This window comes from Bradyrhizobium sp. SBR1B (assembly GCF_014198205.1).
In the GTDB taxonomy this organism is placed as follows: Bacteria; Pseudomonadota; Alphaproteobacteria; order Rhizobiales; family Xanthobacteraceae; genus Bradyrhizobium.
On sequence record NZ_JACIHC010000005.1, the window covers coordinates 64,527 to 88,431 of the forward strand.

At 60.0% G+C, this 23,905-nt stretch carries 23 protein-coding genes; 9 read left to right on the forward strand and 14 right to left on the reverse strand.

Translation table 11 applies throughout. The features are described 5' to 3' along the window. Positions 1-84: 84 nt before the first annotated feature. Positions 85-585 carry a hypothetical protein gene (locus tag GGD61_RS14995; protein ID WP_183230861.1) on the reverse strand — a complete coding sequence of 167 codons (501 nt, stop codon included), beginning with the start codon at positions 583-585 and terminating at the stop codon, positions 85-87. A gap of 992 nt (positions 586-1,577) precedes the next feature. On the opposite strand from GGD61_RS14995, the gene GGD61_RS15000 reads away from it, so the two are divergent. The 6 genes from GGD61_RS15000 (at position 1,578) to GGD61_RS15025 (ending at position 6,799) form a co-directional block, all read left to right on the forward strand. Further along, the gene (locus GGD61_RS15000) at positions 1,578-2,144 is read left to right on the forward strand and encodes a hypothetical protein (protein ID WP_183230862.1); all 567 of its coding nucleotides are present in this window, start codon (positions 1,578-1,580) and stop codon (positions 2,142-2,144) included. Positions 2,145-2,286: 142 nt separating this feature from the next. Then, positions 2,287-2,451: a hypothetical protein gene (locus tag GGD61_RS15005; protein ID WP_183230863.1), complete on the forward strand. Its 165-nt coding sequence runs from the start codon at positions 2,287-2,289 to the stop codon at positions 2,449-2,451. A 119-nt stretch (positions 2,452-2,570) separates the two neighbouring features. Beyond that, positions 2,571-3,557: a hypothetical protein gene (locus GGD61_RS15010; RefSeq protein ID WP_183230864.1), complete on the forward strand. Its 987-nt coding sequence runs from the start codon at positions 2,571-2,573 to the stop codon at positions 3,555-3,557. Positions 3,558-3,802: 245 nt separating this feature from the next. Next, a complete protein-coding gene (locus GGD61_RS15015) occupies positions 3,803-4,225 on the forward strand; it encodes a hypothetical protein (protein WP_183230865.1) in 423 nt (140 codons plus the stop codon). Between the two features lie 190 nt (positions 4,226-4,415). Then, on the forward strand, positions 4,416-5,573 hold the full coding sequence (locus GGD61_RS15020; protein WP_061848830.1) for a GAF domain-containing sensor histidine kinase: 1,158 nt from the start codon (positions 4,416-4,418) through the stop codon (positions 5,571-5,573). A gap of 497 nt (positions 5,574-6,070) precedes the next feature. After that, positions 6,071-6,799, forward strand: coding sequence for a recombinase family protein (locus GGD61_RS15025; protein ID WP_183230866.1), 729 nt, complete (start codon positions 6,071-6,073; stop codon positions 6,797-6,799). Positions 6,800-6,893: 94 nt separating this feature from the next. On the opposite strand, the gene GGD61_RS15030 is transcribed toward GGD61_RS15025, so the two are convergent. From GGD61_RS15030 to GGD61_RS15045, 4 genes are all read right to left on the reverse strand, one after another. Next, a complete protein-coding gene (locus GGD61_RS15030; protein ID WP_183230867.1) occupies positions 6,894-8,645 on the reverse strand; it encodes a retron Ec67 family RNA-directed DNA polymerase/endonuclease in 1,752 nt (583 codons plus the stop codon). A gap of 355 nt (positions 8,646-9,000) precedes the next feature. Beyond that, positions 9,001-10,872 carry a DUF3732 domain-containing protein gene (locus tag GGD61_RS15035; RefSeq protein WP_312012647.1) on the reverse strand — a complete coding sequence of 624 codons (1,872 nt, stop codon included), beginning with the start codon at positions 10,870-10,872 and terminating at the stop codon, positions 9,001-9,003. An 86-nt stretch (positions 10,873-10,958) separates the two neighbouring features. Then, positions 10,959-11,453 (reverse strand): three component ABC system middle component, encoded by a 495-nt coding sequence (locus tag GGD61_RS15040; RefSeq protein WP_183230869.1) that lies wholly within the window; start codon positions 11,451-11,453, stop codon positions 10,959-10,961. Position 11,454: 1 nt separating this feature from the next. Continuing rightward, positions 11,455-12,624 carry an ABC-three component system protein gene (locus tag GGD61_RS15045; RefSeq protein WP_183230870.1) on the reverse strand — a complete coding sequence of 390 codons (1,170 nt, stop codon included), beginning with the start codon at positions 12,622-12,624 and terminating at the stop codon, positions 11,455-11,457. A 307-nt stretch (positions 12,625-12,931) separates the two neighbouring features. Between GGD61_RS15045 and GGD61_RS15050 the strand changes: the two genes are divergently transcribed. Next, positions 12,932-13,282 carry a RidA family protein gene (locus GGD61_RS15050; protein WP_092254057.1) on the forward strand — a complete coding sequence of 117 codons (351 nt, stop codon included), beginning with the start codon at positions 12,932-12,934 and terminating at the stop codon, positions 13,280-13,282. 798 nt (positions 13,283-14,080) lie between these two features. Next, positions 14,081-14,548 (forward strand): DUF4440 domain-containing protein, encoded by a 468-nt coding sequence (locus GGD61_RS15055; protein ID WP_092254055.1) that lies wholly within the window; start codon positions 14,081-14,083, stop codon positions 14,546-14,548. An 844-nt stretch (positions 14,549-15,392) separates the two neighbouring features. Here the strand turns inward: GGD61_RS15055 and GGD61_RS15060 are convergent. From GGD61_RS15060 to GGD61_RS15070, 3 genes are all read right to left on the reverse strand, one after another. Beyond that, a complete protein-coding gene (locus tag GGD61_RS15060; RefSeq protein WP_092254051.1) occupies positions 15,393-15,869 on the reverse strand; it encodes a cyclic nucleotide-binding domain-containing protein in 477 nt (158 codons plus the stop codon). Positions 15,870-15,930: 61 nt separating this feature from the next. Then, positions 15,931-16,593: a ferric reductase-like transmembrane domain-containing protein gene (locus GGD61_RS15065; RefSeq protein WP_092254049.1), complete on the reverse strand. Its 663-nt coding sequence runs from the start codon at positions 16,591-16,593 to the stop codon at positions 15,931-15,933. 12 nt (positions 16,594-16,605) lie between these two features. Continuing rightward, positions 16,606-17,094 carry a twin-arginine translocation pathway signal gene (locus tag GGD61_RS15070; protein WP_018321247.1) on the reverse strand — a complete coding sequence of 163 codons (489 nt, stop codon included), beginning with the start codon at positions 17,092-17,094 and terminating at the stop codon, positions 16,606-16,608. A gap of 423 nt (positions 17,095-17,517) precedes the next feature. Between GGD61_RS15070 and GGD61_RS15075 the strand changes: the two genes are divergently transcribed. Further along, positions 17,518-18,525, forward strand: coding sequence for an LLM class flavin-dependent oxidoreductase (locus GGD61_RS15075; RefSeq protein ID WP_183230871.1), 1,008 nt, complete (start codon positions 17,518-17,520; stop codon positions 18,523-18,525). 29 nt (positions 18,526-18,554) lie between these two features. Here GGD61_RS15075 and GGD61_RS15080 read toward each other — a convergent pair whose 3' ends face one another. The 6 genes from GGD61_RS15080 to GGD61_RS15105 are packed head-to-tail and all read right to left on the reverse strand — an operon-like array spanning position 18,555 to position 23,902. Next, entirely contained in the window at positions 18,555-20,237 is a 1,683-nt protein-coding gene (locus tag GGD61_RS15080; RefSeq protein ID WP_210311078.1) for a tannase/feruloyl esterase family alpha/beta hydrolase, read from the reverse strand. Positions 20,238-20,264: 27 nt separating this feature from the next. After that, positions 20,265-21,140 carry an amidohydrolase gene (locus tag GGD61_RS15085; protein ID WP_092254047.1) on the reverse strand — a complete coding sequence of 292 codons (876 nt, stop codon included), beginning with the start codon at positions 21,138-21,140 and terminating at the stop codon, positions 20,265-20,267. A 14-nt stretch (positions 21,141-21,154) separates the two neighbouring features. Further along, the gene (locus tag GGD61_RS15090; RefSeq protein WP_092254045.1) at positions 21,155-21,547 is read right to left on the reverse strand and encodes a RidA family protein; all 393 of its coding nucleotides are present in this window, start codon (positions 21,545-21,547) and stop codon (positions 21,155-21,157) included. A gap of 25 nt (positions 21,548-21,572) precedes the next feature. After that, positions 21,573-22,376 carry a 2-oxo-hept-4-ene-1,7-dioate hydratase gene (gene hpaH / locus GGD61_RS15095; protein WP_092254043.1) on the reverse strand — a complete coding sequence of 268 codons (804 nt, stop codon included), beginning with the start codon at positions 22,374-22,376 and terminating at the stop codon, positions 21,573-21,575. 3 nt (positions 22,377-22,379) lie between these two features. Continuing rightward, on the reverse strand, positions 22,380-23,240 hold the full coding sequence (locus GGD61_RS15100; RefSeq protein ID WP_092254041.1) for a fumarylacetoacetate hydrolase family protein: 861 nt from the start codon (positions 23,238-23,240) through the stop codon (positions 22,380-22,382). Positions 23,241-23,284: 44 nt separating this feature from the next. Beyond that, positions 23,285-23,902, reverse strand: coding sequence for a flavin reductase family protein (locus GGD61_RS15105; protein WP_092254039.1), 618 nt, complete (start codon positions 23,900-23,902; stop codon positions 23,285-23,287). Positions 23,903-23,905 lie beyond the last annotated feature (3 nt).

Here is a 23,905-nt window from a genome sequence, read left to right on the forward strand (position 1 = left end):
CCACACCGTCCGCCTCCGCTTGCAAACCGCCAGAGCCGGAGCTCGGCATAGATGGTGTGACCGGGCGATACTCGCGCTTGCTGTTCACGGTTCTTGCGGCGGGATTTCCGAGAAGTAGATGCTAGTCAGATCACCACCGCCATGGTGTGGCTTGATGAAGCTCGCCTCGATGAACTTTAACCGCCCGTTCTTTAAGTCGCCCTGCAATGCCCAGTATGCGGCCTCGGGCAGGTAGGCGGAAAAGAATGCTCCATCCCTGCCGAGCCGCATGTTCAGTAAGAAGGGCCTTTCCGGGACGGTGTGACCCCTGCCAATGCGAGGCCAGTGCTTTTCGTCAGGATCATCGACGAGACCATATTCGCGCGAGCACATTAGCGAGCAGGTCACTTCGTTACCGAGGTGCTTGGGCATGGTAGGCGTCATCGCAACGATGTCGCAAAGCACATCGGTGATGGCTTCATCTGAGACGCCATCGCCGTGGTTTCGCAGATAGTAACTCACCGTGACCGATTTCACAGTCGCGAGCAGCGTGTGCTCGGGCTCCGGCAGTGCTTTGCGCTTGCGCCTCAGTTCCTTGTTTGCCACGTCCTTGCTCTCTCCAATGTCTCGTGTTGTTCGTCGGCGGGACAATTAACGCAACGCCTTCCCGCATGGCGTCTACAAGACGCGTACGGGATGCTGGCCCTCGGCAAGAGCAACGGAGCAAACTGAAATGACCTGGGCCGTGTTATTGCCGTCGCGGGGCCGAGCACAGGCTGCCCACCGCCTTCCGTGCTTGGCGTCTAGCGATGGTCTATCAGAGCCTGTAGGGGGCGGATTAGGGTCACTGGCGCGTTCACTGGAGAGATAGGGAAAGTACTGGCGGTCACACCAAGGCGCATAAGGTGGCTGCTATCGACTTGACCGTTGGACCGCCAGTGAGAACACTCGTCGCAGAGGGTTGATCAATTAGGTTGCAGTCTAGCCCTACGGAACGTTCACTCTTGAGGCTGATCAATTAGGTTGCACTACAGCCCTACGGAACGTCCACCCTTAAGGTTAAATAGGTTGCAAGCCAACGGTACGGAACGCCCACATCATGCTGGTCCGAATAGGTTGCAGGTTAGAGATATAGAACGCCCCCTCGGGGCTTATAAGTTGCAGTATCGCCCCACAGAACGCCCTCAAGCGGGGCCGGTCGAATAGGTTGCACCCAAGCCCTACGGAACGCCCCACTCTCGCAGGTGACAGCTCTCGGCCGATACGGTCTTCCGGCTGATCGACATCGCCGAGCAGCGAGTGACGGTGCGTGGTCGTTTCCGTTGAGGACAGCTCTCGCCGGTTCTGGTCTGCTCCGGCAGACGACATCCTCGGCGGAACGACCTTCGCCCTACTTACTCCAATCCACACCCCAAAGCTGCAGACCGACGATCACCATTCATTTTTGGGGTGTTTAGTTCATGAGTAATGCTTGGTCCACTCCGCGCGGAGCTGCCAAGCCACTGAAGCTGACCATTTCAGATGTCCCTCAGCTTCCCAAAACCGGACACCTCAGAGTTCCCCGATCAACATCCAATCCTGCATAGGATCACAGACGCATGCTCTACGTCCGAGAAACCCTCGACCGCCAGACAGGGCTGCTCGCCATCAACACGATGGGTGAGTTCATCACTGTCACTGAACTAGGAAAAAAGTACGGAGTTGGGCCGAAACGGGCCCGCGTCATCCTCCATCACATGGGCGTTCTCGCTGCTGAAGCGGGTCGCTACCGACTACCGCAACTGTTTGTTGAGCGTGAACTTGGCCGCCGACATGACCACCTGAGATCAGGCCACCCATTCGACGTTCTGTCTCCCAAGTGCCAAGCCCTTATCGCCGAAGCCTGGATCGACACGGTTACTGACCTCGATAGCGAGGCCACCCCGACCGTGCGCCGCGCCGAGGAAGCGCTTGATGCGTTCCGCTCGACCCGCCGTAGTGGGCTGTCAACGCAAGAGGCGGTGTGTTGGCTTTGCGACCATTACCCCCGCCTACTCCATCGCCAGATTGCGGAAATTCTCGGTGTCACTGCTCAATTGGTATCGAGGTTCACAAAGGTGCGGGCCAAGCAGAAGCAGATCAAAATCGCTCGCAAGGTACAGACCCTGCCTAATCTCCAAGACTGAAGACCAACATGATCGACAACAACACGCCGCAGCGGACACCGCGTAGCGTGATCAACAATGTCTCCGACACGGCCTGTCAGTTCGTCATTAGCAAGCGCCCCCAATCACCTTCACAACCGAGACCCACCCCGGAAAGCAGACTATGAAGCCCGACGAAGTCCAGATCATCCCGATCATCATCGAACCGGCCGTTGCCGACGATACCGGAAAGCTCACCGCAGACGATAAGAGCCAGACCAAACGTCTTGTGGCCGTCGATCAACCCGACGGCTCGGTGCAGATCATCACCGAGGCCATACCGAAGTGATCGCCATGGCAGAGCACCTCGCCATGTTGATCCTGATCACCGGGCTCTCGACACAGCCGCTGTTGTCGGCGCTGTGACCACCAATCTCAATCAACCTAAGACCTGAAAGAACAGACCACATGTCCATTGCTTCCGACCGTGACGACCTCCAGCAGGCGTCGGTCTACACCAACAACAATCTTCCCGGCACTCCAGCCTCCCGTGAGCGGACCACGCTCGATGCCCTTGCGGCTCATCAACAGTCCCTGAAGGACCTCGCGGCCGCCCAGCTCGCATCCGAGCAAGCCGCCCGTGTATCCTCGCCCTCACTAGTGCGAACCAACACCGCGACCAACGCCTCGGTCACCATGTCACAGGGCAAGGCTTCAATCGTCTCTGGCAGCACACACCGCGCCACTGCCGTGTCCTCGCCGCGTCCGGGAATGGTCACCGTCAACGGAATGACCACGACCATCGAGGCCGCCAAGGCCGCGGGTCTCATCTCCCAGGACTACCAGCCGGGTTTTAACGCTGGGGTCGCAGCTGCCCCGCACTCCAATCAGCAGCAGGCTCAGGTTCAGCAGCAGCCCCAGAGCAACGACGAGAACACGATCAAAGCCACGGCAGAGCAGGCAAAGGCTATCACCGCCTCCACTGCCGCGATTAAGCAGGCCAACGAAGCCATCGGCAACTTCGCAGTATCGTCATTGCTTGAAGACGCCGTTGTGTCGGGTGGCATCCCGACCACGCCACCTAGGGGCGTCAGCGCTGAGCAGGTGTCGGCAGTTGTCGCGGGCTTCGAGGCTCAAGCCAACGCGGTGCTATCCGAGACCGGTGCCTCTGTGTCGCTCCTCAATGACATGCTCACCGAGAGTGAGCTTCGTGCGGCCCGCCTCGCCACCTACCGAGGCAATGATCGAGAACTGCGGGACCTCGGCAACAAGGCGATGGACCGACTGACGAAGCTGCCGAACGACCCGGCCCTGTTCAAGGCCATGACGGCCGACTGGCACGACATTCAGATCATACGGGGCCAGGACGGGGACACCCTCGTCAGAGCCCCCGGATGGCCCAAAGCCATCTCGTGGTCTGCCGCAGTGAAGCAGCGCTTGATCACTCCGGGCTAACGACCAATGAGCGAGCCCGCCCGGAGGTCCGTACCGAGCACTTCGGCCGAACTGCCGGAGGCACTGACGAAGCACCTCGACTGGCTTGTTGACGCTGTTGTGGAGGGGGCCGGGAAGTTACCTCCCGGCTACCACCGCAGCAACCTCAGGACCATGCTTCGCGCCATGGCAAGGCGTAGCCTCGACGATAACGGCCCAGCCCTGCCGCCCGACATATTCATCAACTCGTCCTTGTAAGGAAGATCATGGATTCTACTTTCACTACTCACCTCACCTCGGCGATCATCGCCGCCAAAGCCGCGAAGCTGGAGGAACGGCGCGAGCGTCATCGCAGGAACGCCAAAGAGCACTATTGGCGCACCCTCCAAACCGAACCTCGGAAAGCGATGCTACTCAACGCACGGCGAGCCGCCCGCCGCTTCAATGTTCCCATCAACATCACCGTGGAAGACATCGTGATCCCGGCCCGCTGCCCGGCCTTCGACATCCCACTGGAGCGGTCGAATGGTGTGGCTGGAGAGGCTTCGCCGTCTGTCCTGCGACTTGAACCTCAATTGGGCTATGTGAAGGGCAATGTCATCGTCGTGTCAGCTAAGGCGGCCCGTGACCCGCTGGCTCGAACGCTGCTCTTCAAGGCACTGAAGGCTGACCCCAAAGTCGTGGCCTAAATTGCGGTGATGCAGACCATCGTCAGCTGCCGCGGGCAAAGCGGAAGTACCGCCATTCTCTCGGACCCGCCGCTTTTGACCCGTTGCGGACTTGGAGGAGGACCGCTGATTGGCTCAATCGAGTGCTGGCGTGCTTAGCGGCGGAAGCTGTATATTTCCGCGAGGCATTGCTGACGGACCAAGCCAAAACATGAATTTTGAACGTGACATAGCAAAGATAAGTGGAATATCCGCCGTTCCGACCATTCTCGATGTGGTTAGCCGGACCACGGGCATGGGCTTTACCGCGGTGGCTCGGGTTACAGAAGACAGGTGGATCACCTGCGCATCGCGAGACGAGCTCGCGTTCGGTCTGAAGCCCGGTGATGAGCTAAAGATAGAGACGACTATTTGCCACGAAATTCGACAGAACCGCGAGGCTGTAATCATCGACAATGTCAGTGAGGATGCGGACTATTGCTCGCACCACACTCCCGCCCAGTACGGCTTTCGAAGCTATATCTCAGTACCCATCATTCTTCCGGACGGTACTTTTTTTGGGACGCTCTGTGCTATCGACCCGAAGCCACGAAAGCTTCGCACGCCGGAAATCGTGGGGATGTTCAAGTTGTTTGCGGAGCTTATCGCTACCCATCTCGATTCGGCCGCCAGGGTCGAGGCGAGTGAAGGCAAGTTGGCTTTTGAGAAAAGAAACTCAGAATTGCGGGAGCAATTTATCGCTGTTCTTGGTCATGACCTAAGAAACCCTCTCGCGTCCATCCAAGGCGGACTTCGCCTGCTCAACAAGAAGGTCGATGCAGAAGGACAGGGGTGGATTGTTCATCTCAACAGCAGCGTGGCCCGAATGGCCGGGCTAATCGACAATGTTATGGATTTCGCACGAGCTAGACTCGGCGCAGGAGTGCAGCTCAACCTCAAGGAGGAAAATCTAGAACCGATTATCAGGCAGGTCATATCTGAATTTGAGAATGTCCATCCTGGACGGACTATCGTTTCCACCCTAGAAGTGCCCGGGACGGTCAAAGTGGATGCTGGGCGCATCGCTCAGATGGTGTCAAATCTATTGGGGAATGCAATTTCCTACGGGTCAAACGATCAGCCGATAACCGTTGCGGCAAAGCGCACTGACGCAGGGTTTGAAATTAGCATCACGAACTGTGGCAACCCAATTCCAGCTGAAGCGATGCAGCACCTGTTTACCGCGTTTCATCGTGGCGACGTCCTTCCTAATCAAAAAGGTCTAGGCCTTGGGTTGTATATCTCGCAGGAGATAGCTCGGGCACATGGAGGTGCTATCGTTGCCAAATCATCTCCCCGCGAAACAACCTTTACAGCAACGTTCGCGTAGTCAATGCAGTAACCAGCAGGTGTGACGGCGGCGCTAGAACGAGTCGCCTTCAAAGCTGACTGCGTGGGCACGTGGTCCGCTTCTGGCCCAAAGCCGCTGTGTCGCCACGTAAGCCGCAGGTCTGCTTCTGGGGTAAGAGGACGCGACGGCCGGTTTGAACACATCGTAATTTCCCGGATAGTTGGTGGAAATCTGTGAAGCAGGGCTCGAAGGGTAGCGGTCGGCTTTCTCCCCCATGGGGTGGGGTCCGCTCCGAAAACGTTTCTAGTCGCGGCCGTTCGCGTGAGTGGCTTGCGTCAGGGTCGAGCTGTCTCAGGTATATCGACTTCAGCTAATCGCGCTGGCGATCAGCCCAGCATGAGCAAGGGGGCTCTGCCTTCCCTCACCGATGCGCTGTGCGACAGCATGACTCATGCTCAAGCCCTCCGCTTCACTTGCTTCACCGTCGCGACCGCCTTTACAACTTAGTCAACGTTCGTTGATTGGGATGTAACGAAATGGCTGAGGGTGTGTTCGTCGCGTACTACCGGGTCTCTACGAAGCGGCAAGGAAGGTCGGGTCTCGGACTGGACGCCCAGCGGGAAGCCGTACGTAACTATCTCAATGGAGGCCGGTGGTCGCTCGCGGCAGCCTTCACGGAGGTGGAAAGCGGCAAGAGGGACGATGGCCGGCCCGAGCTCGCGAAAGCTCTACAAACGTGCCGCGTCTACGGTGCCAAGCTCGTCATTGCCAAGCTCGACCGGTTATCCCGTGACGCGCACTTCTTGCTCGGGTTAGAGAAGGCGGGTGTAGACTTCATTGCCGCTGATATGCCTCATGCAAATAGGCTAACGGTCGGCATTATGGCAATCGTCGCTGATGAGGAGCGACGGGCGATATCGCAGCGAACTAAAGCCGCACTCGCCGCAGCCAGAAAACGTGGCGTCCAACTTGGAGGCGATCGAGGCAGTCGGCTATCGGACCGTGCGCGGAAGGCCGGCCGTAACGCACAGGCAGTGAGCGCAATGGAGAGGGCTGCCGATCTAGCTCCAATCATTCGGAACCTAGAGGCAGAAGGCGTGACTTCTCTCAGTGGCATAGCAAGTGCCCTAACAGAACGTCGCGTTCCCACTCCGCGCGGTTCAAAGCGATGGTCGGCAGTCCAAGTGGACCGTACAATAAAAAGAATCACTGCCGTGCAATCAACCCAAGGTGCGGCGCCGAACTCAACACTGAGTCCGAACTGACACTCGTCTGGGCGGTACTGAGTGCTGTTAAGTTCGCCTCCGGATACTAAATATGTCTGGCCCAATCAGTGTTTTTAGTCTGACGTGGGCGAGACTATGGACTAGCGGTGGCCGCAGCTAACACCTTGCTTGCTGTGCGGGGCTTCGCTGCGGCCGCTACTCTACTGGCGTAGTCCTTTTGTACTGCCACCATGTTGTCGAGGAGAGGCCTGAAGCCGTCGAACGTTATGGACTTTTGTTTCTTCTGTACGACGTGAATAGAGAATTCGTGCTTGGAATAGAATTTCGTTCCGTCAGTCTCCTTATTGGTAAGATCAAGAGTGCGCCCTTCCAACTCGGTGTCCAGCACTTCCTTCTCAAATAGCTGCTCTATGGCAGTGGGACCGCTACCTATCTTCGGAAGAGGAACGACGTACAAATTCCCATAAACCCAGTAGAACGGTTCGCTCCCATCCACATCAGTCTTCAGAATCCTTCCCAAGTGGCTGTAAAGCGATTGAGAGCCAGAGTCGTTATCAACGATCAGCATCGTCGGCTGCTGCGGCATTCCTTTGCAATTGGCAGTGTTCCTCCGATAGTCTCGGAGCAGATTGTTCAGTTGAGGTGCCCCGCCCGAGAGCTTCAACACTTGAGTCGCCGTTTTCGTGAAGCCAAACAGCTGGACAAGAAAGCTCGTCTTTTTTCCTGCTGTCTTTACTAAGGTGGGATAACTCTGAGCCAAGGACCGCAGCGCGCACTTGATATAGACGTTGTCCGTCTTACCTTCACACACGATTGTTGGGCGGGTTTGCCCAAAGAACCACATATAATGAAGAAAGTCCGCGTACAGGCGAAAATAGGCTCGCTTCTCGATCTCTGCGACCGACACTTGTTTGCGCTCATCGTCCCATCGCTTAACATGATACACAAATGCCATCATGCCACGAACGGATTTAAGGCTTAGCGGTTTCGAGTCGCCATCGATTTTCTTGAAGGCCTTTCCTTCCTTCATCAAATGCCAGCATATGGAACGGGCGAGTTTATAATAGTCTGACCTAACATTGACCTTTTCGTTGATGACCAGCCCCGTCGCCTCCTGTCGAGAGTCGCGATATTGCATACGGGTCTTTTGACTGTTTATTGCGAATCCTGCCTTCGAGATTCGTTTGGCCAGTCCAGATCCAACTGTCCATTTGTTTAAATTTGCAGGGTCACGCTTCGCGAGCGAGGTTGGGAAGCTCTTTTCACTGGTCGAGAACGTTAGATCATCGGCGTAGCGCGTATAAGTGCAGCCGTTAGCCGACGCCAGTTCGTTCAGTCGAATATCGAGAAGGTGCGCGATAATGTTGGAGATGATCGGCGAGACTGGACTTCCTTGCGGCAGTTTCTTTTCATGGCATGCGATCTGGGCAATCAGGAGGGCAACCCTACTGTTGAGGGCATAGTATTTGTTCTTGATGAAGAACCCCCGCACTCGCCCGAAATTTATGCTCGGAAAGAAGTCGTGCAGGTCAACGTTGAAGACCCAGCGCTGACCACGGTGATTAGCCGCATTCGTTTGGATGGAGAAGCCAGACTTAAACCCATGCGCCAGGGTGCATCGCGGCTTGACCTTAAGCTTTTCCTCAACCTCGACTTGACACTTTGCGAGCAGCTTGGCCAATCGCCTTTGGATCATCTTGAGGCGCGGATCGGGCGCTGAAATTGTTCGCTCGCCACCGGTCTTCTTGGGCACGGTGAACCGGGTGTACTTGTTCTCATCCGGGATTTTATAAAGCACATACGCGAGGCCCGATGGCTTCACGCCCAGTAAAAGCGCCAGATCGTTCAGCGATGACGCAGCTTTAAGCTTTGCTAGATGTGTCATGTTCTAAGGGCCGGGTGGCTTGCGGACACTCTTTGGCGCTCAACGAGCGGATACCCTTAAGCGTTAGGACCTGCAGTGGCATTCTCGCAGGCATTGGTTTCAACTATCACGAACGCATGATAGAAAAATCTGTCCGCAAGCCGCATAACAGACACCACAGGCGCCCTTATCAGGCAACTAGGGCTCAATCTCTTTTCCACATGTTGCTGCACGTCGCGGGTACTTGAACGTATCTGCATTGAGCGCAGTTCGCACACATGCAGAACTGTCTCTCTGAGAGCAGATAGCCTTTGTCACCCGATCAGCGTGACCAAGCAGCTGGCGCGAAGGAATTGCGGCACTGCTTGCGCATTCATTAACGAGGGCGCTCCATCCAACTTTGTGGCACCAGTTTCTTACCTCGCCATTCTTCTGTTAGCTCGACGCCATCCAGCCCACCCCAGACGTCTTCATCCGCGTGGTCGAGCACAATGGCCTGGAGCCGCCCTCTCGCAGCTCTGACTTCTTCTCCAAGCACGGCGAAGACTTTGCGGACTGCAGCTATATCCTCGTCTCTCCACTCTGACTTGGATCCCTCGTCAGCCTCTACAGGTCGCTTTGGAAAGTAGACTTGACTGGGTTGGTCGAAAACAAGAAAGCCCGGAACCGCATGGTTCACATCACGGAGGAAGAACTCTTGAAGCGCCACTATTAGTGCCACGTGATATGCGAGCCAGTTTGCGCCGCTCCCGATCTCCCACAGATAATCATCACGCCCCCCACGGATAACTTTCACCGTTAGTTCTGGAACAACAAGTCGAATTGGCGCGTCCGCCCACTCGGCATCCATCTTTGGGATTAGCCTGCTTGTCGTATGCTGCAACTGATCGATGGCGTTCTCAGTTATCCTTTTAATATCACCCTCAGCGATAGTCTTTTGGAGGGCGCTGATTTGGGCTCGCAAATCGGATATTTCTGCTCTCAAACCTGACGATTGGTCGAAGCTATCATAGGCCTTTAGCGCCTGCTCAACCCGACCGAGGAATCGCTCAACCCGATCAAACTGAAATGTGATAGATGCAGCCTCTTCCGAGACCCGCTCAAGCTCGGCAATCTCGCGGCGAACGGAGTTCAGCCTATCTAGCGTGACTTCGGTCGCGGTTCGCTGACGAACCATCTCCTTGCTCAAGGTGTCGGACAAGCTCGGGTAGGACTGCAATTGGACCTCAAGCCCCTCAAGCGCGTCGCATAGCGCCTGTATCGGCTGTTGATCCGCGCCTGCCAGTTTACCCAGAGGGTCGGCCAAATCGACATCCAAGCCACGGAGCCAGCGAGAAATTTCCAAACGGTCTCGCTGTACCCTAAGGGCACCGCCGTATGCGTCGCTGCTCTCAAGCAAACGTCTCAGCTCATTCAGCCGTTGCCGATGTACGGACAATTCCCGGGCAGCCTCCTCTTCTTGGGTCCTGAGCGTCTCAAGTCTCCCCAGCGCAACATCGAGACCTTCGAGGCTCGGGGTCGCACGAGAGCTTGCCGATGGCAGAGAACGCAATAGGCCGATTATATCGGCCCATTCGGTCGGCAAAGTCAGATCGGGGGGCAGCAGTCCCAATTCGATGGCCTGCCGAAGCCAGCCTCGCGCCTCAGACTGCCATGCCGCGTTGGCCGCCTCCAGGCCGCGCAATTCCGTTTCCTTACGCCTCAAGGCTCTCTGCAGTCGATCCAGCTCCCATCTCGCCTCTAGGATTGCCGGAGTGACGGCCCCTAGCACGTATGGAAAGATGGTCTTTAATTTCTCCCTATGCTCGGTCGTATCGGCCTTAAAGAAGAGGACATTCGGATTCGCGATAATGTTCTGAGGCTGAAATGTGAAGGCCATCATGTCGCGAAAGCTCGGGCGAGCGCTGAATCCGCCTTCCCCGCCCGGCTGAAAATCGAGGCCGGTCAGGCCACCAAGTCGGTTGAGTGTCCCCTTTACTGCGTCAACAGTGGTGTTTCGCTCCTCAATATGACGAGGGATTTCGACTTCCGCTCCATCGAGAACGAACATGTCACCCGTTCGTTGAAGCTCCCCCGGTTCGCGCCGAGCCAAGAGCTTTTGCCCTTCAAGCGTTTCAACGAGAACGCCGAACCACGAGCAGTTCTCGCGGATCACACCTACTGGGATTGCGCACTTGTCCGCGCCAAGGCAGTAGTCGATGATGGGAATGACTGCCGACTTTCCCGTCTTCGACGAACCGCTGATCACGTTTACGACGCCCCTCTTAAATTTGACAATGCGGGGCTCATCAGACGTTCTCGGCCAAAGAATAAGACTCAGGATTTGAAAGTACATCAGAACTGAACTCGAAGGGTTGATGCAATTTGATGAACTGACATTCTCGAAAACCAGAAGCCAATCTTCTGCGCAGCGGGCTGCATTGCCCGGACTCTCTCTGGGAGAGCTGGCAGTTTCTTCTCGGGAGTGTTTGAACGAAAATGGCCGCTGCCGTAGTCGATAGTGACCAGTCCTCGGTTGGCCGCAATAGCAATGGATTGAAGGGATAGCCCCCGAAGCGCCAATGCGCGACTATGAACAGCAAGCAGATTTTCGTGCTGTTCGCCCAGCTTGGCGGCGAACAATGCCAGCCCCGACGACCTGCGGGTTGATGCTACTAAATCCAAAGTTGGCTTATGAAGCAGCAGGGGAAGAACTAAGAATGGAAGTAAAAAGCTGCTGCGCTGGCTATCCTCCGCTTGGAAGCCTAGGCCGAACTGCCAGATCAGATAGCCACCCAGCGATGGGTTCTGGACTATTTGTAACTCACTTAGTCTTCCCGGACCTACCAAGCTACTCTCCGTCGTCGCTTAGCAGTTCTTTGTAGTCGGGATGCCAACCCACACGGAAATTATCCGCAAGGGCATTGAAGCTACCATGAATGAAGTGGCCCGGCACCTCTCGACCAGCCAGCGACGCCTGAACAGCTCCGCAACGGTTGTAGGTTAGGCGGCCCCTGGCCTCCGCATTGGAATCTGCATGAGTATCCGCGATTTCGCCACGAATAAACTCATGCCGCCGGACTAGGTCGTCATCCCAGCCATCCAACTCTCCCTCAAAAATATCTCCGGCCTCGGCCCATAACGCCTTGTCAGCGGATGTGCGAAGAAAGTCGCTAGCTGCTCGCACGAACTGTTCATCTTTCGCTTGGATTAGCTCCAATTGCCGGATGAACGTGGGGCGAGTCGAGATGACCGCGCCAACCTGCGCAGGTTCTGGCGGTCCAGAGAGAGATCTCAGATAGCCCGGCAAATTGTTCGATTGCATAAAGGAATGAAGGTTTCTCTTGAACTCGTCACCCGAAATGACTGCAGGTCGCCCTTCCCTGATGAGCCGATCAGCCCTGTCCTTCGCATTTCCTAGAAGGTAGCGACAGACGCGTTCCATCAGCTTCTCAGGAACGGCCAAGGCGAGTACCGACTGCAAAGCTACGAGAGGATCGTTGTCGCGGCTGTCGATTTCCAGATGACTGATAAGGCCGAACCGTTCTCCATCTGAAGCATCTAAAAATTCTTGCACGTCAGCTTGGCAGCTCGGGGGCCTTCGCCGCTTGGAAATCTTCGCACGGACCTGGGCCGTTACCTCTTGAACCTCTTCCAAAGTGGTAGCCGCACTAATCGCCGCAGCTAATTCGCCTTCGTGCGCGGGGGTGACGTAGATACGAAACGTGGTTGACGCAGGGTCAATCTCACCCGCCCTAATGCCTCGAATCCAATGAGCGATCGATTTCCAAAGATCGTCCGCCCAGTCCGAAATAGGATTTTGCTTGAGTGCACTCTTGTCCTGCTCAAGCAGTTGAAAGCCGTCTGGATAATGAACAGCAACGTCCTCGCTATGCTCCATAGAAACGTATGCACCGGCCGGACAATCGAGCAAATGGTAGCAAAGCCGCAGCGGCTGCAGTGCGTAGCCGAGGTACTGACCCGGTGCGCTATATTTCGAAGCCTTCAGAGGGATGTTCATCGCGGGCTATCCAGCAAGGCAGGTCAGATATTTAGTCCGAAAGTTCCCGCGGACACACGCAATAATTGGTCTTATTCACTGGACTCACGCAGAGAGATCGCAGCCCAATAAGAGAGCTGACGCCACCGCAGCGCGCTTCGTGTTGGGGGGTGACAGCTGCCCCCACGACTGATACACACGTCACAACGGCGAGGCGAAAAACCTCAACAATTTCAGTGCAAAAGAGGCGGCCAGTCACAGTTCAATCCTGTCTGGCAGCACCATTTTTTCCCATTGCAGCGAGCCCGCAACACCCACGGATGCGATCGTGATCACACGTTCCCTGCCCTATGAAGGATTGCTCCACGAGATCGTCGAGCATAATGGCGTGCTTTATCTCGGCGGCATCGTCCCCGAAGATGCGGGGCTCGATATGACGGGCCAGGCCGACGATGTGCTGCGCCAGATGAAGACCCTGCTCGAGGGGGCCGGCTCCGATCTCTCCCGCGTTCTGCAGGTGACGATCTTTGTGGCTGATCTCGCCGACAAGGCGGCGTTCAACCAGGTGTGGAAGCGCTATTTCCCCGCGGACCATCTGCCGGCGCGTGCGGCCGTTGGCGTTGCGGATCTCGGCCCGGGCGTCAAGCTGGAGCTGACGGCGATCGCCGCCCGCCGCTGACTGGAGCGACACGGGCGAGGCGAGAGCGCGCGGTCATTCCAGTGTTCACACATCGAGCAGCGTTCTCGCGGCGCGAAGCGTCCGAGTTTTGCTGTTTTCCTTGACCCTCTTCCTTGAAGAGGGCGCAGGGAAGACCGGGTGCCGGCTGGCACCCATGACCCGCTGCGCGAAGAATTTGCACACGCAAATGCGCAGGCGGACAACAGGTGGGCCGGAAAACACCCGGCCTTCCCTGCGCGATGGGTTGACGGCCTATGCCTGCTCTCCCCGGAGCCGAATTCCTTCTGGCCTCCGTCACCTCGCGAAAACCGATGCACCGCGTCCGGTTGGCCGATGCATCTTCGCGAAAGCTTGGCTGTAGCAACGACAGCCAGGACCACATGGTTTAGCCGTACGCGACTGCTTCGTTCGTCACACGGAGAAGGACCTCACGAGGTTCACCCGCCCTGGTCCCGCCTTCCCGTGCCCGACGCAGCCGCGTCCATCGCACCCCGGCCCACGTTCGTTGCGACGTACGATCGCCCCTCTCCTCGGGCCGGGATGGCGGGAATATGCCGCAATTCCGAATTTCGGTAAAGCGGAATCTATTTGCGGGAAGGGGTTGACGGGATTTGGGGTGTTTTGCCCGACGGGTCAGAAGCGTTGCGGTCAATATCGGGTTTTGGCCCGATGCAGGACTCCTACCCACCGGCCATGGCGTCCTAGATCACGTGGTATTTGGACCATCGTTGGGGTAATTTTCTGTTGCGACGGATAACCGCGAGCGGTTCTTCGCCGCGACATCGAGGGAGGACGATCATGACCTTCCGCGCACGAAGCCATCTGGCTCTCTTCGCTTCATTCCTGCTCCTGACTACGGCTGACGCGGTTTGCGCGGGCAGCGAGGACGAGGTGAAGGCTCTTTTCGCAAGATTTGTTGCCGCACAAAACGCTCATGACCTCAAGGAGGTTGGTGAGCTTTTGCAAGATTCAGCTCAGTTCTTGTGGATCACCCGTGGCGCCCCTGTCTGGGGTCACGCCGCAGCCATCAAGCGCTTTGAGACCCTGTATCAAGGCACTTGGTCCCTCGACCCGAAAATGGACGAACTGAAGGTCATCGAATTGCAGACGGGGGTGGCGCAACTCTATGTGCCGGTGACCTTTATGATTTCACCGCCTGGGCAGGCTGCGCAGCCGACACGGTTCCTGATGAATCAAGTGCTGGTGAAAACGGGCGACGGTTGGAAGATAACAAGCATCCTTCCAATTCCTGCGCCTCAGCCATAGACCAAATTCATTTGCCGAATGCTTCGGAACAATGGCGCCAGTTGGTTCGCATCGCATCAAGCGAGCCACAAGAACCGATGGCTCTGCGTCCGATTGGGCGCGGCGGCTCGGGGTGAACCGGGCGGCTTATAAGATGCCGTTGCACTGCACGTTGACCCCTCGCTTCATGGTGATAATCTTTGGCTCGCAGCCTGTCCGGGAGGACACAATGGGATGGTTCGACCGCCTGTTTGTAAGGATGTCGGAGCCGACGACCCCTCTCTTTGCGAGATTTCGGCGGAAATCGAAGGCACCGACCGACCCTGATCTTCTGAAAATCGCCAAGGACCGGAAGGGACATATTTCCCGCAGAGCCGTCAGGGACGAGTATAATCGACTGGTCTTGGAGAAGTACGCGCACGACAAGTCGTGACTGCCAAGGTCCTCGAGGCCGATCTCAGCGGCAAAACATGATGGTTTCGCAACGGCTCTGTCCCCTGCGCACCATCAATTTTCGGCCATTCATCCGCAGTGCCGCGAACCGCTCATCCGCCCGCGCAGCCGTTTGTTCGGGCCAAGGCACGATCGCTGCGCTCCGCCCATCCTGCGCGCTGATACCGGGCTCCGGCCGGTTTGGCTGCGCAGGTAAGGTTAATTCTTCCTTTCGATTGTCGGTAAAGTTTTATCTATTATCGTTTTGCCGTGGATGATGAACCAGAGGCTTCGATAGTGTTTGCGTGCTGCCTGATCGTGACCGGGATTGCGTTGCTTCTCTCCGGCATCGTTGCCTTCGGCTTTCATAGAAACTCACTGCACGCGATGGCGTTGCTGTAGCCGTATCAGGGCATACCCATCCTACGCACTGTCAATTGTCGTTACCCGCCGCACGCCGGGCAAACCGATCGTCGGCCCGGCGCAAGCGCCGGCACAGCTCGCGATTGATGTTCTGCAGTACGATCACATAGGCGCGGATGTCGGCCTTGTAGCAGGCGTAGAGATTTTGGGCGGTCAGCTCGTACAGCACCGTCGGCACCTCCGCGACCACCGTTGCCGAGCGGTTTTGCATTTCGATCAGCGTCATCTCACCGAAGAAGTCGCCGCGCTCCAGTACCGAAATCGGGATGACGCTGCCCGCATTCGCCCGCTTGCTCACCGCGAGCCGGCCGGATTTGACGATGAACATCGAGCGCCCCGGCTCGCCTTCCGCCACGACGGTTGCGCCGGCGTCGAAGCTGCGCTCGACCAGCATGGACATCAGGAGGTCGAGACCTGGCTCCGGAAGACCGCCGAAGAACGGCGTCGCGAGCAGGAACGCTTCCAGATCGGGAGCACTGACAGCCATTGCGCAAGGATACGCCCCGTCGCCATCAGCGGCAAGCAGAGCGCCGTAGCCGAATAGAGCGTTAGAGTAATCCGGGGCCCTCGGCCGCGGACCGCGCGCCACTCTCCCCGCGCAGCGTCCGTCGCTTTCGCCAAACCTGCAGGTCGATCATGACTTTCACAGTCACCGCAAGGACCAACACGCACAGCACGACCTTCGAGATCGTCTCCATCGTTCCCTCGATCAGGAGGCAATGGACCACGCTGCCCGCGACGATGACGATCGCCAGCGGAATATGAATGATGCGCCAGGTTCGCGGTCGCAGCTCCAACCGCCGGCGCAGGGACGCCAGCAGCGCAACAATGAAGATGGCCCACATGGCGACCACGCCGAAGGGGGAGAAAGGCGTCGGCGATGAGAAGGTGAGAGCGTCGATCATGTCGGGCGGGCTGGTGATCCAGAGGCCGGCAACGTGGATCACCACCGCGAAGGCGAGCGTGCCGCCGATCCAGTGATGGGCACGCCGCCCGCGATAGGCCGACAGCGGCGCCAGATATCCGCCGATCAGCAGCGGCTGAACCAGCACGAGACCGAGCGCGATAATCCCGGCGAATCCTGCGAGGATATAAACCGGTCCACGCCATGCGAGCTGCTCGCTCGTCGCAGCAGCTGCGATCGGAACGCCGATGGCCAGGGCGAGGGCAACCCAGATCAGGATCGCCCGGGCCAATCTCCACCCCGTCATTCGCTGGCCCGATCAGGCCGGCTGCAGGACGAAATGCGCTTCGAGGCTGGTTTCCTTGGCGCTCCGCATCACCGGCCGCAGGAAAACCGTTTTGAACTCGCCGCTGTCATAAGCGAGGTGTCCATGCGGCTGGCCGAAGATCGGAATGATCTGCGGCATCTCGAGCCGGAACTTGCCGTCCTTGTCGGTGAGCGTGGCGCCGTGGCTCTGCGGCTCGTGCTCCTGGCCTTCGACCGTATGCGCCCAGATCTGGATGCGCTGCCCGGCGAGCGGCGCGCCGTCGCCGGCGCGGCGCACGGTGCCGCTCATCCAGAACCCGCCCTTGCCGATGCGATCCACGATCGCCGCGCCCTTGCGGTAGTTGTTCGCACCACCCGACATCGTTTCGGTCGGTGCGAGGCCTGCCGCACGGGCCGGCAGCAGGAGGCCGGACACGCCGGTTGCCAGAACGGCGCCGCCGGCGGCGAGAAGATTGCGGCGGTTGAATACGACCGTGGTCATGTCAGTTCCTCCGGGCGGTCGGCGCGATGGCGCGCCGTACGATGATTTCTCGTGCCCCGGACGCGGTGCAGCACGCAGTGATGCGCTGCAGAGCCGGGGCCTAGCCTGACGGGTTCCGGCTCTGCGGAGCAGCGTTTCACGCTGCACCGCGTCCGGGACACGCGACTACCGGGCAATTGCTGCTTCAACGATACAACACCAGGCCTGAAACGCCCAGTTACGACGCAGGGCGCAACGGGTCGCAATAACAGTGTTGTGAACGGGTGCGCGGCCGCTCGAACAGCTTCGTAGCATGGGTCAAGCGGAGCGAAACTCATCTGGCTCGTTCGGCGGCGAAGGATGATGGGTTCGCAAGTGCTCTACCCTTCCTGCGCACGGACACTACATGTGGTGGCACAGCTCCTTCTCGCCGGTACCCTCCCCATGATCCCCTTCTCCGTGCTCGACCTCGCGCCGATTTGTCAGGGCGGCGACGCCGCGCAGGCGTTCCGCAACTCGCTGGATCTCGCCCGGCACGCGGAAGGCTGGGGCTTCAAGCGGTTCTGGCTGGCCGAGCATCACAACATGACGGGCATCGCGAGCGCGGCGACGTCGGTGGTGATCGGGCATATCGCGGGCGGAACGAAGACGATCCGCGTCGGCTCCGGCGGGATCATGCTGCCGAACCATTCGCCGCTGGTTATTGCCGAGCAGTTCGGCACGCTGGAATCGCTCTATCCCGGGCGGATCGATCTCGGGCTCGGGCGCGCGCCCGGCACCGACCAGTTCACCGCGCGGGCGCTGCGGCGCGACCTCGCCACCAGCTCCGAGAACTTTCCGCATGACGTGCTGGAGCTGCAGGCGCTGCTCGGCGACGTGCAACCGAACCAGGCGATCCGCGCCGTGCCCGGCATGGGGACCAGGGTGCCGCTCTGGATTTTGGGATCGAGCACCTTTGGCGCGCAGCTCGCCGCGATGCTGGGCCTGCCGTTCGCCTTCGCCTCGCATTTCGCGCCGCAGATGATGATGCCGGCGCTGCGCGAATATCGCGCGCGCTTCGAGCCATCGGCGCAGCTCGACAAGCCCTATGCGATGATCGGCGTCAATTTGTTCGCGGCCGATAGCGACGCCGAGGCGCAGCGGATGTTCTCCTCGCTGCAGCAGGCATTCATCAACTTGCGCCGCGGCACGCCGGGGCCGCTGCCGCCGCCGGTGGACGACATGGACGCGCTGTGGTCGCCGGCGGAAAAGGCCATGGTCGGCCAGTCGCTGTCCTGCTCCGCGGTCGGCTCACCCGATGTGATTGAGGCGAAGCTGAAGGCGTTGATCACTGATACCGGCGCGGACGAGCTGATCACCACCGGGCAGATCTACGACCACACCGCGCGGCTGCGCTCGTTCGAGATCGCGGCCGAGGTGCGGGACGGGCTGGCAAAGCAGCCGGCGGCGTGAGCCCTGCGCGCCGCGAGCGTCGCGGCGGCTTAAGGGACGGCGCAGGTGAAGTTCTCGGCCTGCTCGATGCTGCCTTGGCCGAGATAGCGCGCCTGGCGCGGATAGGGGCACAGCGGCCGGCTGCGCTCCGGCCAGGGCGTCTTCGCACCCGCACGAGCTTGGATGCGCTCAGGCGCGCGGCCCTGCTCGACCCAGTTCACCAGCGGGGTCAGCACGTCGAAGCTGTCGGTGGCAGGCCCTCCCGAACAATGGTTCATGCCGGGCACGAGAAAGAGGCGGGCGAAGTCGGCCGTTTCTTTTTCTCCGCCCACCGCATTCGTGAGGCGCTTGTACCAATCGAGCGTATCCAGCGCGGAGAACGTGGGATCGCTGACGCCGTGATAGAGCAGCAGCTTGCCGCGCCGCGCACGGAAACCCGAGAGATCGACCGCGTTCGCCGAGATCGTCTGCACGGAGCTTTCCGGCATCGCCGCGCTCGTGCCGAAGATTTTCGCGTGGGCTTCCGTCACATCCACGGAGCGATAGAAATCGTAGACGGCGTCCGCTTCGCTCGCCAAGGGCGCGTGGGGCGGGGTCATATAGAGATAGGCCAGCGTCGCGCCAAAGGAGACGTTGAAGGCGTTGACGCGGCTGTCGGGTGCGTTGCCGAGAATCCAGCGCCGCCATCCCTCCGTGGCGATGCCGTAATCATAGGGATAGGGCGCATAGATCCGGCGGCCCTGTGCCGTGGTCGGTCCCTCGAAATAGTTCTCGACCGCTGTGACCTGCGCGGCGGAGAGACAGCTCGCGGTCTTCTCGGCGGAACACTGCAGCGTGCGCGGCGAAAAACGACAGGCCGGCACATTGTCGATGATGCCGTCGGCAAGCCCGTCGGCTGCATCGCAGGACTGAACGATGGCCTTGGAGAGCAAGTCCATATCGGCCTGGGACAAGGCCTGCGCCAGGATGGGGCGGCCGTCCGGCGCCTTCGGTGCGATCGCCGCAAAGGCTTGCGTCACGGCGGCGCCCGAGAGCCCCTTCTCGGGCATTCGAAACGCCGGCGCACCGGCCGCCACGCCATCGAAATGGTCGGGGAAGCGCTGCGTGATCGCCATGCCGTGCCGTCCGCCATTGGAGCAGCCCAGGAAATAGGAGTATTTTGGCAAGCGGCCGTAGTAAGCCTGGATGAAGTGCTTCGCCCGCCGTGTCACGACATCGTCGGCGCGGTAGCCGAAATCGATCCGCGCCTGCGGATCGAGGCCGAAGCTGGCGCCGCCGAGAGGGCCCGGCGCGTTGCTGTGTCCGGCGTCGGTCGTAACCGTCGCGTAGCCCTGATTGAGCGCACTCGGCTGTCCGCCGCCGGGCTGTGCATCGCCGCTGCCGAGAAAACCGTCGGTGCCGCCCTGCCCCTGGAACACGAAGCGGCCGTTCCATGCGTCCGGCAATCGGAGATGCAGGCCGATCGCAAACTTCTGGCCGTCGGCGCCGGTTCGCTCGTCGAGATAAGCGATCACCTCGCAATGCGCGGCGAGGCCGCCGGCCGCTGGACGTGATTGCGCCTCGCTGACGCGCATCGTCGGACCGGACTCCTGGTGGAGCCGATCGCATGCGGTCACGGGCGGGATAGTGTCGGCGCCGGCCGATGCGGTTGCGGTGGCGGCAACGCTCGCGATGCAAGCAAGCGCGGCCTGCCAGACCGGACGACGCAGCCTACGTGCCGAGACGATCAACATGCGGCCCCCCGACCGTGAATGCTCCGGCTAGTCCGGAAAACCGAACAGCTTGGCCGGATTGTGGACGAGAATCTTTTCGAGCTCCGCCTGGTCCGGCGCGTACCGATACATCAGCTCGAGCAGATCGGCGTCGTTGGGCGGCTGCTTGACGGAGACCGGGTGCGGCCAGTCGCTGGCCCAGACGCAGCGGTCGACGGCGGCCTCGATATAGGCGCGCGCGATCGGGATCACGTCGTCATAGGGCGCGCCGGCCTTCGAGGTCTTCTCGCCGAGCGACAGCATCACCCAGAAATTGCCCTTGGCCAGCAGCTCGAGCATCTTGCGCAAATTCGGATCGTTCCTACCGGCCTCGGGATCGGGGCGCGCCATGTGATCGATCAGCACGGGGACGTCGAGATTCTCGTACTTGGCGACGCTCGATATGATGCCGTCCTTCTCCGGCTGGATCTTGACGTACCAGCCGAGCTCACGAATGCGGGCGATGGCGCGGGCAAAATCGGCATCCGAGAGCACGGCGCCGAGCTCCTGGCGGAAGCTGAAGCGCGCGCCGCGCACGCCGGCGTCATGCAGCTTGGCGAGATAGGCGTCGTTCGCCTCCGCGAATACCAGTGCGTTGGCGCAGCCGCGATAGTTCGGGCCCATCGCGGCGAGGCCGTCAAGCACGACGGCATGGTCGGCGCCATAGGTCGTGGTCTGCACGATGATGCCGCGCTCGATGCCGAGCGCCTTGTGGACGCGCAGCGCGGCCTCCCAGGTCGCGGTCGGCATGCGGTAGGCCGCGCCGGGGCGCTCCGGATATTTGTCGATCGGACCCAGCACGTGAAACTGGCTGTCGACCGTCTTCGGCGGCGGCGCCTTGACCGGGCGGCGCGGATTGGGATCGAACGGCAGATAGGTCGGCATGCGCTAGAACTCCTTCAGTCGATCACGGCAGTGAAGTCGCACTGCACCAGCGCGCCGCCGTCCATATTGTCCATCGGCAGCGCATGGCGCGCCGGGCGCGAATGCTCGTCCGGAAACATCTTCAGCCATTCGACATTGACCGGGCCGCGCTGCGTGCGGTCCTTCAGCCATACCGTCATCTTGATGATGTCGTCGGTGGTGCCGCCGGCGGCTTCCACCGTCGCCTTCATGTGCGCGAACATGTTGGCGCATTGCGCATCGAGACTCTCCGGCATGACGCCGGCGTTATCGCGGCCGAGGATGACGCCCGACATCACGAGATTGCCGATGCGGCAGGCGTTCGGAATCGGATTGACGTGCTTGAAGCCGCCGATATGGATGCTCTTGCGCCGCGTGTGACCACTCATGGTGCGCTCCCTCTTTGTTATTGATTCAGACGAACTGGCACGACACCGAGCCGAAGGCGCCATAGTCGGCATGGAACGTGTCGCCGCGGCGGATGTCCACGGGGCGCGTGAACGAGCCCGCCAGCACGACTTCGCCGGCCTTCAGATGCTCGTCATGCGGCGCGAGGCGGTTGGCGAGCCAGGCGATGCCGTTGGCGGGGTGATTGAGCACGCCGGCCGCGAGCCCGGTCTCCTCGACCTCGCCGTTGCGGAACAAGAGCGCGCCGATCCAGCGCAAATCCGCATCGAGGGGACGAAACGGCCGGCCGCCGAGCACCAGCGCGGCATTGGCCGCATTGTCCGAGATCGTGTCCATCACTTTTCGCGTCTTGCCGGTCTCGGGGTCGACGCGGTGCATGCGCGTTTCCAGAATCTCCAGCGCCGGCGTCACGTAATCGGTGGCGTTGAGCACGTCGAAGATGGTGCAATCGGGCCCTTGCAGCGGCGCCCTCAGCACGAAGGCGAGCTCGACCTCGATCCGCGGCGCGTGGAATCGATCGAACGGAACAGGCGTGGCGTCGGCATAGAACATGTCGGCGAACAGCACGCCGTAATCGGGCTCGTTGATGCCGACCGCATTCTGCATCGCCTTCGAGGTCAGGCCGATCTTGTGGCCCTTGATGACACGGCCGCGGCCAAGCTGCAGCTTGGTCCAAGCGCGCTGAACGGCGTAGGCATCCTCGATGCTGAAATCGGGATATTCCTTCGTGAACATCGGAATCAGCGACTTGGTGCGCTCGGCTTCATCCAGGCGCGCGGCGAGGCGCTCGATCGTGGCGGCATCCAGCATGATCTATTGCTCCGCGGCCACGGTGTTCCGGAGCACGCCGACGCGGCTCGACTCGACCTCGACGACGTCGCCGACCTTCAGCCAGCGCGGCGGATCGAAGCGAACGCCCGCCCCCGTCGGCGTGCCCGTGACGATCATGTCGCCGGGCTTCAGCGTCGCGAAGGTCGAGAGATAGGAGATCAGATAATCGAACGGGAACATCAGCCGCTCGGTCGTGTCCTGCTGCCGCACCTCGCCGTTGACGCGCGTGACGATGTCGTGCGGGCCGCGCGGGTCGAGCTCGTCCGACGTGACGACCCACGGACCAATGCTGCCGGAGCGATCGAAATTCTTGCCTTGCGTGACGTTGAACTTGCCGTGACGCAGCCAGTCGCGAATGGTGCCCTCGTTGCACAACGTCATGCCGAAGATGTGCGACCAAGCTTTTTCGCGCGGAATGTGACGGCCGCCCTGCCCGATCACGATGACGAGCTCGCCCTCATAGTCGAGCTGCTCCGAAACCTTGGGCTTCTCGAGCGGCTGGCCGGAGCCTGTCATCGACGACATGCTGCGCACGAACAGGCTCGGATATTTGGGCAGGTCCGAATTGTCCTTGTACTCGGCATTGCGCTCGGCGTAGTTGACACCGATGCACCAGAGCTTTTCCGGCGCCAGCACCGGCGGCAGCAGGACGAGATCGTCGAGCGCATAGTCCGGCTTCGCGCCCGCGATGGCTTCCTGCGCGTCGGACAGCGCGTTGGCCGCGATCAGCGCCTTGACGTCGGAGAAGTCGCGGCCGATCCGCCTGGTCAGATCGATCACACCCTCAGCGACGGCCGCGCCGTAGCGCGGCTCTCCGTCCACGAGATAGCTTACCAGTCGCATGGTCGTTCTCCAATTTGTGTCGGGCAGCGCGGCGGGCGGCGCGCTCAGTCTTTCGATTTGGGCGTCTGAAATACGGTGTTCAGCGTCACGATCTCGCCGAGGCGGGCGTAACGGGGACCGCCGATGCGCGCGATCGGGTCGAGCGCCTTGGTCTCGACCTTGCCGTCGTTCACGAGGCCGTCGCGCAGATGGAACATCACGACCTCGCCGACGATCAGCCGGCTCTTGGCCTCGCCGAATTCGAGGCACTGCCGGAAGCGGCATTCCATCGCCACAGGCGCGGCGGCGAGCCGCGGCACCTTGATACGCTCGCTCGGAATGGTCTCCAGGCCAAGATGCTCGACCTCGCTGATTTCAGGCGGATGCTCGACCGATGAGTCGTGCACCGCCAACATCAGCGGGGTATCGGCGATGTGGATGACGTATTCCTCGGTATCGAGGATGTTGTGCGCGGTGTCCTTGTAGTCGGCGCCCTTGCGGCCGACGCTGATGGCCAGCATCGGCGGCTTCTGCGAGACGAAGGTGAAGGCGCTGAACGGCGCGAGGTTGAGCACGCCCTTGCTCGACAGGCTGGTGACCCAGGCGATCGGACGCGGCACCACGATGCCGGTCATCAGGCGGTAGATGCGCTCGGCGCCGAGTTCGGTCGGATCGATCCGCATCGA